Source organism: Profundibacter sp., from assembly GCF_965277155.1.
Taxonomy (GTDB): Bacteria; Pseudomonadota; Alphaproteobacteria; order Rhodobacterales; family Rhodobacteraceae; genus Profundibacter.
The window spans coordinates 861,750-876,812 of record NZ_CBDIBV010000010.1 but is presented as its reverse complement, the minus strand read 5'-3'; the positions used below and the strand labels follow the sequence as shown (position 1 = coordinate 876,812).

Here is a 15,063-nt window from a genome sequence, read left to right as displayed (position 1 = left end):
GGGCGGGGTTTAACCCCGCCTTGCGCCACCCCTACCCGATCAACCGGCTGACAACCACCGTCACCTCGGGTTTCTTGCCAATCTCGTCCATAACAGACCGACGCACCTCGCGACGGATGGCTTCTTCCATCTTGTCGTCATCCTGCAAGGTTTTGTCGTTCATCCGCATCAGAATCTGGCCCAGATCACCCTCGACCACCTCGACCAGCGGCATGTTGGATTTTCCCAGCTCGGCCAGCCCCATCACCTCGACCCAGGCATCGCCCAGTGGTTCGTCGTCCTCGTCCATGATCACGGTGGCCGTAACATGCCCGTTCAACGCCATACGGATCCGGTCGCGGATGATGCCATCCATCGCCCCGATCTGCACGGTTCCATCCAGATAGGTGCGGCCGGTTTCGATGTATTCCACCACATCGGGTGCGGGGCCGGAAATGTCGGCCATCATGCCGTTGACCAGCAACGCCCCTGCGCGACCCTTTTCAATCGCCAGCCGCGTGTGCTGGCGCAAATGCCGGTGTTCGCCGTGCATCGGGATCACCATTTCGGGGTTCACAATGTCATGCATCCGCAGCAGGTCGGGCCGGTTGGCGTGGCCGGAAACGTGGTAGCGACCGGCGCTGTCGTCCACAATGTCCACACCCATTTCGGAATAGGCATTCATAATGCGGATCACGCCGCGCTCATTGCCCGGAATGGTTTTGGATGAAAACAGGAACATATCCCCGTCCTTCATCGTCATCCCCAGATATTTCCCGCGCGACAGTTGCGCCGAGGCCGCACGGCGTTCGCCCTGAGAACCAGTGACAATCAGCATCAATTTGTTACGCGGCAGATCGCGGGCCTCTTCCACAGGAATGGTTGTGGGAAATTTCCCAATGATCCCCATGGCTTCGCCCGCCGCCACCATCCGCTGCATGGCACGACCCAGCAGACACACATCGCGCCCCGCCGCCTGCCCGGCCTCGGCCAAAGTTTTCAACCGCGCGATGTTTGAGGCAAAGGTGGTCGCCACGACCATCCCCTTGGCCCCTGCCACCAGCTTGGTGATCTCGGGCTTCACGCTGGCCTCGGAACGGCCGGCATGTTCGGAAAATACATTGGTGGAATCACAAACCAGCGCCTTGACCCCGCCCTTGGACACCTCGCGCCACAGCGCTTCGTCGAAAGGTTCGCCCAGCACCGGAGTTTCGTCCAGTTTGAAGTCGCCCGTATGGATCACCCGCCCCGCGGGGCTGTCGATCACAAGGCCCGAACTTTCGGGGATCGAGTGGGATATCGGCAGGAAAGACACCGTGAACGGCCCTGCCTTGACGGTTTCGGGATAAGGCGAAACGGTGGTTACCTCGTCCGGCGAATTCCCTGCATCCTCCATCTTGCGGCGTGCGTGGTGGGCGGTAAAGGCACGTGCAAAGACCGGCGCGCCCAGACGGCGCCACAGATAGCCCAACCCGCCAACGTGGTCTTCGTGGGCATGGGTGATGAAAATCGCATCCAGACGGCTTTTGTTGGCTTCCAGCCAGGCAATATCGGGCACAATCAGGTTCACCCCTGGACTGCTGTCCATATCGGGGAATGTCACGCCGATATCGACAAGGATCAGGCGTTCCTTGCCCGGTTTGCCATAGCCATAGACATAGGCGTTCATGCCGATTTCACCCGCCCCGCCAAGGGGCAGATAGATCAGCCGGTCAGATTTCGTCATATATTTCCCTGCTCTTTGTTATAGGCGTGGATCACCACCAGACCATACATGGTCAAATCGTCCTCGATCGTGTCAAACAATGTTTCTGCCTGCGCGAAAAGGGGGGCAAGACCACCGGTGCCGATGATTTTCATCGGTTTGCCATATTCGTCCCGCACCCTTTGGGTCAACCCCTGAATCAACCCGACATAGCCCCAGAATATCCCCGACTGGATACATTCAACCGTATTCGTGCCTATCACCTTGTCCGGTTGCGATATATCCACATGCGGCAAGGCTGCGGCGCCCTGATGCAAGGCTTCCAGCGACAGGTTAACACCGGGGGCAATCACCCCGCCGACATAGGCACCATCACTGGCCACCACATCGATGTTGGTTGCCGTGCCGAAATCCACCACCATCACATCGCCACCGTGTCGGTCAAAGGCGCCGGCAGCATTGGCCAGCCGGTCCGGCCCCACAGCGGTGCCGGTGTCCACGCGCGGGGCGTGTTGCAACAGGCATTCGGGTTTGCCAACCACCAGCGGTCGACAGCCAAAGAAACGGTCCGCGAAAACACGCAGATTCCAGACCACCCGTGGCACGGTCGAGGAAATCACCACATCTGTAATCGGCGCGTCGATGCCGTAGTGCCCGATCAATGTGGAATACCAGGTGAAATAGGCATCCGCCGTGCGCGCATGATGGGTAGACGTGCGCAGGGTGCATAGAAATTTTTCGCCGTCCCAAAGGGAAAAAACTGTATTGGTATTGCCGCAGTCGATTGCCAAAAGCATATGGCGCTTCCTTTTGTTATCGCGCAACCTGGCCCCAAAACCGGTTCCCGCGCCTAGAAATGAACCTCGCCTGCAGGGATCGCCTGAAGGCCTTGGTTTGTCCTTAGTATAAGTGCGCCACTGTCGTCCACCGTTTCGAACGTGCCGGTATATTCATTCGCACCGGTGCGCGCCGTAATCACCTGCCCCAACCGCGCCGCACGATCCAGCCATGCGGTGCGGATCGGGGCAAACACATAGGTGTTGAACTGTGTCTCGTATCGGGCAAAGGCGGGGGCAAGGGCGTTCAGGAAATCCTCGGGCGTGACATCTGCACCGGTTTCCGACAGCAGGCTGACGGGGGGCACGGCCCCCTCTTCGACCTGCGCCTTGTCCGGTGCGTTCAACAGGTTCACCCCGATACCGATCGACAGCGCACCGGTGCTGTTGCTTTCCAGCAGTATCCCCGCCAGCTTGCCGCCATTCAGCAGCACGTCATTGGGCCATTTCAGCGCCAGTCCCGTGGCACGCCCCGTCACCGCGACAATCGCGTCATACAGCGCCAGCGCGGCAATGAAGGATCTCAGCGCCGCCTGCGCAGGGCCACCATCAGGGCGCATCACCAGTGTTGCGGCAAAATTTCCGACCGGATCAACCCACGCCCGCCCGCGCCGTGCGCGCCCTGCGGTTTGGCGATGGGCCAGAATCCACGTCGGCCCCGCCAATGACGGAGCCTGTCGTGTTGCCTCGGAAAGGGTGCTGTCGACCTCGGGCAGAATGATCCGCCCGTAACCGGCAGGCCAGTCGTTAGTTGACAAGAGCCTCGGCGGCGGCAGCCGCGAACCCTTCGACGCCAAACATGTTCACCAGACCCAGCAGCATGATTGCTGCCGATGCCATCAGAAACACCCATTGGGTCGGGGCCATCGTGACATCCAGCGTTTCTTCTTCGTTTTCGCCGAAATACATATAGTAAACGATCCGCAGGTAATAAAACGCCCCGATCACCGATGCGATTGCACCCGCTGTTGCCAGCCAAGTCATATTGGCATCCACGGCCGCCTTAAGCACATAGAACTTCCCGAAGAACCCCAACAGCGGCGGCACACCGGCAAGGCTGAACATCAGCAAAAGCAGGGCCAGTGCCCTTAATGGTTCGCGTTTTGAATATTGTTTCAGGGCCGAAATATCAGTCAACGGAACACCGTCTTTTTCCATCGACATGATAAAGGCAAAGGTGCCGATATTCATCGTCACATAGATCACCATGTAAACCAGCATCGCCTGAACACCAAGAACGGTTCCCGCCGCCAACCCCATCAGGGCAAAGCCCATGTGGGTAATCGACGAATAGGCCATCAGGCGTTTGATATTGGTCTGTCCGATCGCGGCAATCGAACCGACGAACATCGAGGCCACGGCCAGCAGCGCGATGATCTGGCTCCAGTCCGCCACGGCCATGCCAAACGCATCATGCACCACGCGGGCAAACAGCCCCATCGCGGCCATTTTCGGTGCGGTGGCAAAGAAGGCGGTGACAGGTGTGGGCGAACCTTCGTAAACATCAGGCGCCCACATGTGGAACGGCACGGCGGACACTTTGAATGCCAGCCCCATGATCACGAATGTCAGACCGAATAACAGGCCCAGCGGAATGTGCCCTTCAGCGGAAACGATGATGTCCGAAAATACCGTGCTTCCGGCGAACCCGTAAACCAGTGATGCGCCATAGAGCAGGATGCCTGACGACAAGGCGCCCAGTACAAAGTATTTCAGGCCCGCTTCGGTCGATTTCAGGCTGTCACGGTTCAAGGCAGCAACGACATAAAGCGCCAGTGATTGCAACTCCAGCCCCATATACAGCGCCATAAGGTCGCCAGCCGAAACCATCATCATCATGCCGACAGCCGACAGGGCCACCAGAATGGGGTATTCAAACCGCAACAATCCGCGGCGATACATGAAATCCGCGCTCATCAGCAGAACGGCGGCGGCGGACAGCAGGATCGTGACCTTGGCAAACCGCGCAAAGCTGTCGTCGACAAAGGCCCCGTTGAATGCTGTGTGTGTGCCCGCAGGCGACATGGCAATCCAGATGCCAATTGCAGCCAGAACGGCGGATGTGGCCCAAAGGATCGGCCCCGCGACCTTGTCTTTCTTGGTGTAGACCCCGAACAGCAGGGCGGCCATGGCGAACAAGGCCAGGACGATCTCAGGCAGAACAATGGAAATATCGGTGTTCAGCATTACGCCACCCCTAATGTGATACCAGTGCCGCGGCGCTATCGACCGGGATCACTGCGTGATAGTTGTTAACAAGTGCTTCGACCGAGGGGCCGATGATGTCCAGCACCAGCGCCGGGTATACCCCCAGCAACAGTGTCATGAACACCAGCGGTGCAAAGATCAGCTTTTCGCGGGTGTCCATGTCGGTGATGGATTTCAGGCTTTCCTTGATCAGGTCACCGAATGCGACGCGGCGATACAGCCACAGCGCATAGGATGCCGACAGGATCACGCCCGTGGTCGCGAACGCCGCCGCCCATGTGTTCACCTGAAAGGTGCCCATCAATGTCAGGAATTCGCCCACGAAACCGGATGTCCCCGGCAGGCCGACATTGGCCATGGTGAAGAACATGAACACCAGTGCGTATTTCGGCATCCGGTTCACCAGACCGCCATAGGCATCAATATCGCGGGTGTGCATCCTGTCATAGATCACGCCAACGCACAGGAACAGCGCGCCAGCGACAAAGCCGTGGCTGACCATCTGGAAGATGGCCCCGTCAACGCCTTGCTGGTTCATCGCGAATGTCCCCATCGTCACATAGCCCATATGGGCAACCGACGAATAGGCGATCAGCTTTTTCATATCTTCCTGCACCATCGCCACAAGCGAGGTGTAGATAATCGCGATCACCGACAGCCACATGATCAGCGGCGTGAAAATATCCGACGCCACAGGGAACATCGGCAGACTGAACCGCAAGAACCCGTAGCCCCCCATCTTCAACAGCACCGAGGCCAGCACAACCGACCCCGCCGTGGGGGCCTGAACGTGGGCATCGGGCAGCCAGGTATGAAACGGCCACATCGGCATTTTCACAGCAAAGGACGCAAAGAACGCCAGCCACAGCAGGGTTTGCAACCCGCCGACAATCTGGAACCCGAATATCGCCATCGTGTCCGAGGTAAACGTATGTTTCAGCAGCATCGGAATATCCGTGGTGCCCGCGTCACGATACATCGCAACCATCGCCACCAGCATCAGCACCGACCCAAGGAAGGTATAAAGGAAGAACTTGAACGCCGCATAAATCCGGTTTGCGCCCCCCCAGATACCGATGATCAGGAACATCGGGATCAGGCCTGCCTCGAAGAACAGGTAGAACAGCACCAGATCCAGCGCCATGAACACGCCCAGCATCAGGGTTTCCAGCAGCAGGAAGGCGATCATATATTCCTTGACGCGCACCTCGACCTTCCAGCAGGCCGCAATGGTGATCGGCATCAGGAAGGTGGTCAGCATCACGAACAGAACCGAAATCCCGTCGACGCCCATTTTGTATTTCAGGCCAAGGATCCAGTCCTTTTCCTCGACAAATTGAAAGCCGGTGTCGGACGGGTCAAACCCGGTCAGAATAAAGATCGACAGGATGAAGGTGGCCGATGTTGCCAGCAGCGCCAGCCATTTCGCATTCTTTTGCGCCGCAGGGTCGTTACCGCGCAGGAACACCGCCAGTATCAGCGCGGCTAGCGCGGGGATAAAGGTGACAATTGACAGCAGATTTTCCATTATTCTGCCCCCCCGCCGATCGCCATCCAGCTGATCAGAACAATAATCCCGATCACCATAGACAGCGCATAAGTAAAGACATAGCCGCTTTGTGCGCGACCCGCGAGGCGGGTAAAGAACGGAATTATCCGCATCGCTACCCCGTTGATGCTGCCATCAATCACGCCCATATCACCCTTCTTCCACAGGAACCGGCCAATCGCGAACGCAGGGCGCACGATCAGCACATCGTAAATTTCATCGAAATACCATTTGTTCAGCAAGAACCGGTGCAGCATCGGCTGAACCTCGGCCAAACGGCGGGGTGCGGCGGTGTTCACGATGTAGAAATACCATGCCAGCACAAACCCCAGAATCATCGCAATAAACGGCGACACCTTGACCCAGGCAGGCGATTCATGCGCCTTTTCGATCACTTCGTTTTCCGGCCCCATAAAGATTGCCCCTTTGGGCGCAATACCGGCCATCGCTTCGTGGCTTGCCGTATCTTCCGACGCACCTGTGCCCTCGGCTGTGGCTTCGACCTGATGCTGCTCGATCCCAAAGAACGTCAGCATCTTTTCATGATCCCCAAAGAAGCTGTTATACCAGACCATCCCCGAGAAGACGGCCCCAAGACCCAACACCCCCAGTGGCACCAGCATGGTCAGCGGGCTTTCGTGGGCGTGGTCGTGCGTATGCGCATCACCGCGCGCTTTACCCCAGAAGGTCATGAACATCAAACGCCAGCTATAGAAACTGGTGAACGCCGCGGCGATAACCAGCATCCAGAAGGCAAAGTTGCCAACACCGGTTTGCGCCCCGAACGAGGATTCGATGATCGCATCCTTGGAAAGGAAGCCGGCAAAACCGATCGGCACACCGAACAAATCACCACTGAACGGAATACCCACACCGGTAATCGCCAGCGTGCCAATCAGCATTGCATAGAACGTTAGCGGGATTTTCTTACGCAGGTTTCCGTAGTTACGCATGTCCTGTTCGTGATGCATCGCGGTGATCACAGATCCCGCCCCAAGGAACAACATCGCCTTGAAAAACGCGTGTGTCAGCAGGTGGAACATCGCCACGCCATAAGCACCAACACCAGCCGCCACGAACATATAGCCCAGCTGCGACATGGTTGAATAGGCGATCACGCGTTTGATGTCGTTTTGCACCAGCCCGATTGTGGCCGCGGCAAAGGCCGTGACGGCACCGATCACCACAATAAACGCGGTGGCTTGCGGAGCGTATTCCATCAGCGGCGACATGCGGCAGACAAGGAACACACCGGCAGTCACCATGGTCGCGGCGTGGATCAGGGCCGACACAGGGGTCGGACCTTCCATCGCGTCGGGCAACCAAGTGTGCAGGAACAATTGTGCCGATTTCCCCATCGCGCCGATGAACAGCAGAACGGCCAGCAGGTTGGCGGCATTCCAGTCAGTCCACAGGAAATGCAGATTGGTTTCAGCCAGTGCTGGGGCTGCGGCAAACACATCGTCCATCTTGATACTGTCTGTCAGATAGAACAGGCCAAAGATGCCCAGAGCAAAGCCAAAGTCGCCCACACGGTTGACCACAAAGGCCTTGATCGCGGCGGCGTTCGCACTGGGTTTCTTATAGTAAAAGCCGATCAGCAGGTAGGAGGCAACGCCAACACCTTCCCAGCCAAAGAACATCTGCACCAGATTATCCGCCGTCACCAGCGCAAGCATGGCAAAGGTAAAGAAGGAAAGATACGCAAAGAAACGCGCCTTATAATTCTGGCCCTCCCCCCATTGCGGGTCATCCTCCATATATCCCATGCTGTAAAGGTGAACCAGACTGGACACTGTAGTGACCACAATCAACATGATCGCGGTCAAACGGTCCAGCCGGATACCCCAATCGGTGGACAGCGAGCCGCTTTCGATAAAGCGCAGGATCTGGATGTGCTGGGTTTCCCCGTCAAATCCGATGAACACCACCCAGGATAGTAGCGCTGACAGGAACAACAGCCCCGTGGTCAGCACCTCGGCCCCTTTTTCGCCAATGATCCGCCAACCGAAACCGGCGATTAGCGCGCCGATCAGGGGGGCAAAAAGTATTGTTTGCAGCATCGTATTTACCCCTTCATCACGTTGACGTCTTCAACATCAATCGTGCCGCGGTTGCGGAAGAAAACAACAAGGATCGCCAGACCAATCGCCGCCTCGGCAGCGGCCACGGTCAGCACAAATATGGTGAACACCTGCCCGACCAGATCACCGGAAAAGGCGGAAAAGGCGACAAGGTTGATATTGACCGCAAGCAGCATCAGTTCGATCGACATCAGAATGATGATCACGTTCTTGCGGTTCAGGAAAATCCCAAAAATCCCGATCACGAAAAGCGCGGCCCCGACGGCCAGATAGTTTTCAATTCCGATCATGTTCACAACCCCTGCCCCGGTTTCACGTCAATCACTTCCATCGCCTTGGCCGGATCGCGGTGCATCTGCGCCATTACGTTCTGGCGTTTGATGTTCACACGATGGCGCAGCGTCAGCACAATCGCACCGATCATCGCCACCAGCAGGATCAGACCCGCCGTCTGGAATAGATAGATATATTTCTCATAGACCAGCTGGCCCAATGCCGCGGTATTCGTCACCTCGGTCATATCAGGCGCAATCGCGGCGCGCACGGCCTCGGCGTTGTTGGACACCTGCCATGTGCCAAAGGCCAGTGACAGTTCCAGCAACAAAACCACCCCGATTAACAGGGCAATCGGCACATATTTCGCCATCTGCCCGCGTAGTTCGGCAAAGTCCACGTCGATCATCATCACCACGAACATGAACAAAACCGCCACAGCGCCGACATAAACAATGACCAGCAGCATCGCCACGAATTCGGCCCCCAGCAGCACAAACAGCCCTGCCGACGACAGGAACGCCAAAATCAACCACAGCACCGAATGCACAGGGTTTTTCGAGACGACCGTAAACAGCCCCCCGATCACCGCACTAATGGCGAAGATGTAAAATGCGAAATCGGCTACACCCATTTCTATGTCCCTTCGTTCACGGGGTCGTTGCCCCAGCTTGCCTTAGCGATAAGGCGCGTCCAGTTCCAGATTGCGGGCAATCTCGGCTTCCCAGCGGTCGCCGTTGTCCAGCAGTTTTTCTTTGTCGTAAAACAGTTCTTCACGGGTCTCGGTGGCGAATTCGAAATTCGGCCCCTCGACGATCGCATCCACCGGGCAGGCCTCTTGGCAGAACCCGCAGTAGATGCATTTGGTCATATCGATGTCATAGCGCGTGGTGCGGCGGCTGCCATCATCACGCGGTTCGGCATCAATGGTGATCGCCTGTGCTGGGCAGATCGCTTCGCACAGTTTACAGGCGATGCAGCGTTCTTCGCCACTTGGATAGCGGCGCAGCGCATGTTCCCCGCGAAACCGCGGCGACAAAGGCCCCTTTTCATGCGGGTAGTTCAGCGTTGCCTTGGGGGCAAAGAAATACTTCAGGCCCAGTTGGAAGCCTTTGATGTAATCAAACAGCAGGAAGTATTTGGTTGCGCGAACGTAATCAAATGCCATCGGTTCAGCCCCCTATCGCCCAGCGGGCATATGCCCCGCCGAACATTCCGAAATGTGCAAAGAAAGAAACCAGAACAACCCAAGCCAGCGACAGCGGCAGGAACACTTTCCAGCCAATGCGCATCAACTGGTCATAGCGGTAGCGCGGGGTGATCGCCTTGACCATCGCGAAGATGAAAAAGAAGAACACCATTTTGCCAAACATCCACAGCACGCCATCAGGTAGGCCCGGGATGGGCGACAGCCAGCCGCCAAAGAACAGCACCGAAATCAGGCCGCACATCATAAAGATGGCGATGTATTCACCAGCCATATACAGCAGGTAAACGGTTGCCGAATATTCCACCATGAAACCCGCAACCAGTTCGGATTCTGCCTCGGGCAGATCGAATGGCGGGCGGTTGGTTTCCGCCAGCGAGCTGATGAAAAACAGGAACACCATCGGGAAATGTGGTAGCCAGTACCAGCTGAAGAAGCCGTAATTGCCATCCTGCGCGCGCACAATGTCGCTAAAGTTCAGCGAACCGGTGGAGATGATCACACCGATCAGGATCAAGCCGATCGACACCTCGTAAGAAATCATCTGTGCCGCCGAACGCATCGCGCCAAGGAACGGGTATTTCGAGTTGGACGCCCAACCGCCGATGATCACGCCGTATACTTCAAGCCCGCCAATCGCGAACACATACAGCACCGCAACGTTCATATCGGCCAGAACCCAGCCGTCATTGAACGGCAGCACCGCCCATGTCAGCATCGACATCACAAAGGCCACCATTGGCGCAAGGAAGAACAGCGGCTTGTCCGCACCCGCTGGCACGATCACCTCTTTCACCACATATTTCAGCGCATCGGCCACCGATTGCAGCAGGCCATAAGCCCCCACAATGTTCGGCCCTTTGCGCATCTGCACAGCGGCCCAGATTTTACGATCGCCCCAGACAAGAAACAGCAGCGAAATCATCACAAAAGCAATGATCGCAAGCACTTGTGCGAAGATTAGTACGAATATCCCCAGCGGGGTTGCTAAAAATTCAGCCATTGGTCCTCACACCCTTGGTATCCCGTTTTCGACGCATCCGGCCACCGCGGCCTTGGCATCAATTGTCTTCAGTCCCAGCGGCTTGTCCGCCGAGATGGTATAAATAGCATCCCCGCGCCACTGGCCATTCTTTTCATCAATATTTGTGCGCAAATGGCGCAAATAATTGTAGCCACGGATCAGCGTATATTCCGCCGCCGCACATTCGGCATAGGCCGCCACATCCGCCCGGTCCCGCGCACCGCGCATGGTGACGAACATATTGACCAGATCATCATCCAGCAGCCGCGTTTGCACGCCCAGATATTCAGGCTCGAACACGGCCGGATCCACAGGTTCCGCAGGCGCACAGGCTGCCACCCCACCCAAAAGGGCAAGGGCAATCGGTGGCTTATGAACTGCCTGCTGCATCATTACTCTGCCGCCACCTTGGTTGTGCCGCGTGCCTTGGCCAGTGCCGATAGTTCGCCCATCAATTTGCTGGCCCGTGCAATCGGGTTGGTCAGATAGAAATCATTGATCGCGTTCAGGAAACTGGCGTTCTTGGCCGGATTGCGCAACGGAACGGGTTTCCATTCGTTTTCAGGAACCACGTCGATTTGCGCCATATGCGGCACCTCGGCAACAATCGCCTGACGCAGTTGCGCCAGCGTATCGTAAGGCAGTGCATTGCCCAGTTCCGCGGACAACGCCCGCAGGATGGCCCAGTTTTCCTTGGCCTGCCCCGGAGGGAACCCTGCACGGTTGGCCATCTGTGGCCGCCCCTCAAGGTTCACAAATACGCCGTTTTCTTCAGTATAGGCCGCAGCAGGCAGGATCACATCCGCACGATGCGCACCACGGTCACCGTGGCTGCCCTGATAGATCACGAATGCGCCTTTGGCGATTTCCACCTCGTCCGCGCCCAGATTATAGACCACATCGGCCCCGTCCAGCGCGCTCGCCATGCCGCCTTCGGTTACAGCGCCCACATCCATCGCACCCACGCGGGCGGCGGCGGTGTGCAGCACCATTAGTTTGCTGTCCGTGGCCTCGGCCAGTTTCATCGCCTGGGACAGAACCGCTTCGCCATCGGCTTCGCGCAGCGCACCCATGCCGACAATCACAACGGACGGCACTTTCAGCACCTCGTCGAATTTCTTGTCCATGGTCGTCATCAGATCGGCGCGGCCTTCACCCATGTGGAAATAATCATAGGTCAGGTCGACCGGCTGTCCGATCAGACCAATCTGCGCCCCACGCGCCCATGCCTTGCGGATGCGCGCGTTCAGAACCGGTGCTTCATTGCGCGGATCACAGCCGATCAACTGGATCATCTGCGCGTTATCAATATCCTCGATCGTGGCGGTGCCAACATATGCCGAACGGTTGTCCGCAGGCAATTTCGCCCCGTCAACGCGACATTCGACGTTCCCGCCCTGCCCTTCGATCAGTTGCTTCAAGGCAAATGCGGCCTCGACCGGCACCAGATCACCAACCAGACCGGCAACCTTGGCGCCTTTCATGGCTTTGGCAGCAGCGGCCAGCGCCTCGCCCCATGTTGCAGGCTTCAGCTTGCCAGCTACACGCACATAAGGCTGGTCCAGACGTTGGCTGCGCAGACCATCCCAGACAAAACGGGTTTTGTCGGAAATCCATTCCTCGTTCACGCCATCATGGTTGCGCGGCAGGATGCGTTTGACTTCGCGCCCCTTGGTATCGACCCGGATGTTGGACCCCAGCGCGTCCATCACGTCAATCGTTTCGGTCTTGGTCAATTCCCACGGACGGGCGGTGAACGCATATGGTTTGTTGGTCAGCGCGCCGACCGGGCACAGATCAATGATATTGCCTTGCAGGTTGCTGTTCAGGGTTTCGTCCAGATAGGCGGTGATTTCCGCGTCTTCGCCCCGACCGATCTGGCCCATCACGGTGATTCCCGCGACTTCGGTGGTGAAGCGCACGCAACGGGTGCAGGAAATACAGCGGGTCATTTCGGTGGCGACCAGCGGGCCAAGGTCCAGATTATCAACCGCGCGTTTTGGTTCCTTGTAGCGGGAACCGGACAGACCATAGGCCATCGCCTGATCCTGCAAATCGCATTCGCCGCCCTGATCGCAAATCGGGCAATCCAGCGGGTGGTTGATCAGCATGAATTCCATCACACCTTCGCGGGCCTTTTTCACCATCGGCGAATTGGTTTTCACCACCGGCGGCTGCCCTTCTGGACCGGGGCGCAAATCGCGCACCTGCATGGCGCAAGAGGCCGCAGGTTTGGGCGGCCCCCCGACAACTTCGACCAGACACATGCGGCAGTTCCCCGCGATGGACAGACGTTCGTGATAACAAAAACGCGGGATTTCCACGCCTGCTTCTTCACATGCCTGAATAAGGGTCATTGCCCCTTCAACTTCGACTTCGGTGTCGTCGATGATGATTTTGCGCAGGTCGGTCATGGTGTTATCTTGCCCTCAACATCTGGCCAATAAGGCTCTTTTTGGCGATTTCTTCACGGCCCACGGCGCAATAGCTTTCGGGATCACCTGCAACCGCGCCATGCGCTTTCAGATAATCCGCCGCCATGCCTTTGACGCGGGCTTTTTCTTTTGGATCTTTCAGAAAGGCGCGGACCTCGGGCTCATTATAGCCTTTGCTGATCGCATAGGATTTCAGCGCGTTCAGCTTGCTCCAGGCCACAAACATCCGTGCCGATATGCTGGGGCAGGTTTTGCGGATATTATCCGCCACCACGCCGGCCATCAGCGAATAATTGATATGGTTTTCCTTTGGCAATGGCGTTTTGGCCAAAGCCATGCCCGTTGTCAGGGTGAAAACAGTCAAAGCGGTTACAAGTGTTGATTTTACATAAGTCATAGGTCGTCTCCTTTTGATAAAAAGGAGATGGGAGTTCCATCTGTTGTTATGCAATAACACTGCTTCATCACTCAGCCGCCACAGCGGAAACCCGCCCTGTTTTCTTATACTTGATACGATCTTCGATTTCACCACGGAAATGGCGCACCAGCCCTTGAATGGGCCAGGCTGCGGCATCGCCAAGGGCGCAAATCGTGTGCCCCTCGACCTGTTTGGTCACACTTAGCAGCATATCGATTTCCTCAATTTCCGCGTCCCCTGTCACCAGACGGTCCATCACGCGCATCATCCAGCCGGTGCCTTCGCGGCACGGGGTGCATTGCCCGCAACTTTCGTGTTTGTAGAATTTACTCAGCCGCCAGATCGCTTTGATGATGTCGGTGCTTTCGTCCATTACGATCACCGCCGCCGTGCCCAGCCCCGAGCGTTGTTCGCGCAGCCAGTCGAAATCCATGATACATTCGTCGGCCACATCACGCGGCAGCAACGGCACGCTTGATCCCCCCGGAATAACCGCTTTCAGATTGTCCCAGCCACCGCGAACACCGCCGCAATGACGCTCCAGCAATTCGCGCAGCGGGATCGACATTTCCTCTTCGACCACACAGGGGTTCACCACATGGCCGGAAATCCCGAACAGTTTGGTGCCCGCGTTGTTCGGGCGCCCCATGGATGAAAACCAGCTGGCCCCGCGCCGCATGATCGTCGGGATCACGGCGATGGATTCAACATTGTTCACTGTGGTCGGGCAACCATACAGACCCGCGCCCGCCGGAAATGGCGGCTTCATGCGCGGCATGCCTTTTTTGCCCTCAAGGCTTTCCAGCATCGCGGTTTCTTCGCCGCAGATGTAGGCGCCGGCACCATGCGCCAGATAGAGGTCGAAATCCCAACCGGATTTTGCGGCGTTCTTGCCCAGCAGACCGGCGTCATAGGCTTCGTCAATCGCCGCCTGAAGGGCTTCGCGTTCGCGAATAAATTCGCCGCGGATATAGATATAGGCCGCATGTGCCCCCATCGCAAAAGAGGCAATCAGCGCGCCCTCGACCAATGTATGCGGATCATGGCGCATGATTTCGCGGTCCTTGCAGGTGCCCGGCTCGGATTCATCGGCGTTGATCACCAGATAGGCCGGTCGCCCATCGCTTTCCTTTGGCATGAACGACCATTTCAGCCCCGTGGGAAAACCCGCGCCGCCACGCCCGCGCAGGCCCGAGGCCTTAGCCTCTTCCACAATCCAGTCACGGCCCTTTTTGATGATGGCAGCGGTGCCATCCCAATGGCCACGCTTTTTCGCGCCCGCAAGGCTGCGGTCATGCATCCCGTATAGATTGGTAAAGATCCGATCCTGATCCTTGAGCATGGG

The 15,063-nt window shown here is 57.4% G+C and carries 14 protein-coding genes; all 14 read right to left on the bottom strand.

Annotated elements, in window-relative coordinates:
- Nucleotides 1–31 precede the first annotated feature (31 nt).
- The gene (locus tag ACQY4M_RS12375; RefSeq protein WP_428544404.1) at nt 32–1,705 is read right to left on the bottom strand and encodes a ribonuclease J; all 1,674 of its coding nucleotides are present in this window, start codon (nt 1,703–1,705) and stop codon (nt 32–34) included.
- Nucleotides 1,702–2,481: a type III pantothenate kinase gene (locus ACQY4M_RS12370; RefSeq protein ID WP_428544401.1), complete on the bottom strand. Its 780-nt coding sequence runs from the start codon at nt 2,479–2,481 to the stop codon at nt 1,702–1,704. Before ACQY4M_RS12370 ends, ACQY4M_RS12375 begins: the two co-directional genes overlap by 4 nt.
- A gap of 53 nt (nt 2,482–2,534) precedes the next feature.
- The gene (locus ACQY4M_RS12365; RefSeq protein ID WP_428544398.1) at nt 2,535–3,278 is read right to left on the bottom strand and encodes a biotin--[acetyl-CoA-carboxylase] ligase; all 744 of its coding nucleotides are present in this window, start codon (nt 3,276–3,278) and stop codon (nt 2,535–2,537) included.
- Nucleotides 3,268–4,707, bottom strand: coding sequence for an NADH-quinone oxidoreductase subunit NuoN (gene nuoN / locus ACQY4M_RS12360; RefSeq protein WP_428544395.1), 1,440 nt, complete (start codon nt 4,705–4,707; stop codon nt 3,268–3,270). The genes ACQY4M_RS12365 and nuoN overlap by 11 nt, the downstream gene beginning before the upstream one ends.
- 10 nt (nt 4,708–4,717) lie before the next feature.
- On the bottom strand, nt 4,718–6,256 hold the full coding sequence (locus ACQY4M_RS12355; RefSeq protein WP_428544392.1) for an NADH-quinone oxidoreductase subunit M: 1,539 nt from the start codon (nt 6,254–6,256) through the stop codon (nt 4,718–4,720).
- Nucleotides 6,256–8,340, bottom strand: a complete 2,085-nt coding sequence (nuoL, locus tag ACQY4M_RS12350) for an NADH-quinone oxidoreductase subunit L (protein ID WP_428544389.1) — start codon at nt 8,338–8,340, stop codon at nt 6,256–6,258. The genes ACQY4M_RS12355 and nuoL overlap by 1 nt, the downstream gene beginning before the upstream one ends.
- A 5-nt stretch (nt 8,341–8,345) precedes the next feature.
- The gene (gene nuoK, locus ACQY4M_RS12345; protein ID WP_428544386.1) at nt 8,346–8,651 is read right to left on the bottom strand and encodes an NADH-quinone oxidoreductase subunit NuoK; all 306 of its coding nucleotides are present in this window, start codon (nt 8,649–8,651) and stop codon (nt 8,346–8,348) included.
- Nucleotides 8,652–8,653: 2 nt separating this feature from the next.
- Complete coding sequence (locus ACQY4M_RS12340) at nt 8,654–9,268, bottom strand: NADH-quinone oxidoreductase subunit J (protein WP_428544383.1); 615 nt, start codon at nt 9,266–9,268, stop codon at nt 8,654–8,656.
- Between the two features lie 42 nt (nt 9,269–9,310).
- Nucleotides 9,311–9,802, bottom strand: coding sequence for an NADH-quinone oxidoreductase subunit NuoI (gene nuoI, locus ACQY4M_RS12335; protein WP_428544380.1), 492 nt, complete (start codon nt 9,800–9,802; stop codon nt 9,311–9,313).
- A 4-nt stretch (nt 9,803–9,806) separates the two neighbouring features.
- Nucleotides 9,807–10,844: an NADH-quinone oxidoreductase subunit NuoH gene (nuoH, locus tag ACQY4M_RS12330; RefSeq protein WP_428544377.1), complete on the bottom strand. Its 1,038-nt coding sequence runs from the start codon at nt 10,842–10,844 to the stop codon at nt 9,807–9,809.
- A 6-nt stretch (nt 10,845–10,850) separates the two neighbouring features.
- Nucleotides 10,851–11,255 (bottom strand): hypothetical protein, encoded by a 405-nt coding sequence (locus ACQY4M_RS12325; RefSeq protein ID WP_428544374.1) that lies wholly within the window; start codon nt 11,253–11,255, stop codon nt 10,851–10,853.
- A gap of 2 nt (nt 11,256–11,257) precedes the next feature.
- Nucleotides 11,258–13,279 carry an NADH-quinone oxidoreductase subunit NuoG gene (gene nuoG, locus ACQY4M_RS12320; protein WP_428544371.1) on the bottom strand — a complete coding sequence of 674 codons (2,022 nt, stop codon included), beginning with the start codon at nt 13,277–13,279 and terminating at the stop codon, nt 11,258–11,260.
- A gap of 4 nt (nt 13,280–13,283) precedes the next feature.
- On the bottom strand, nt 13,284–13,697 hold the full coding sequence (locus tag ACQY4M_RS12315; RefSeq protein ID WP_428544368.1) for a DUF5333 domain-containing protein: 414 nt from the start codon (nt 13,695–13,697) through the stop codon (nt 13,284–13,286).
- Between the two features lie 67 nt (nt 13,698–13,764).
- The gene (gene nuoF / locus ACQY4M_RS12310) at nt 13,765–15,060 is read right to left on the bottom strand and encodes an NADH-quinone oxidoreductase subunit NuoF (RefSeq protein WP_428544365.1); all 1,296 of its coding nucleotides are present in this window, start codon (nt 15,058–15,060) and stop codon (nt 13,765–13,767) included.
- Nucleotides 15,061–15,063: the final 3 nt, after the last annotated feature.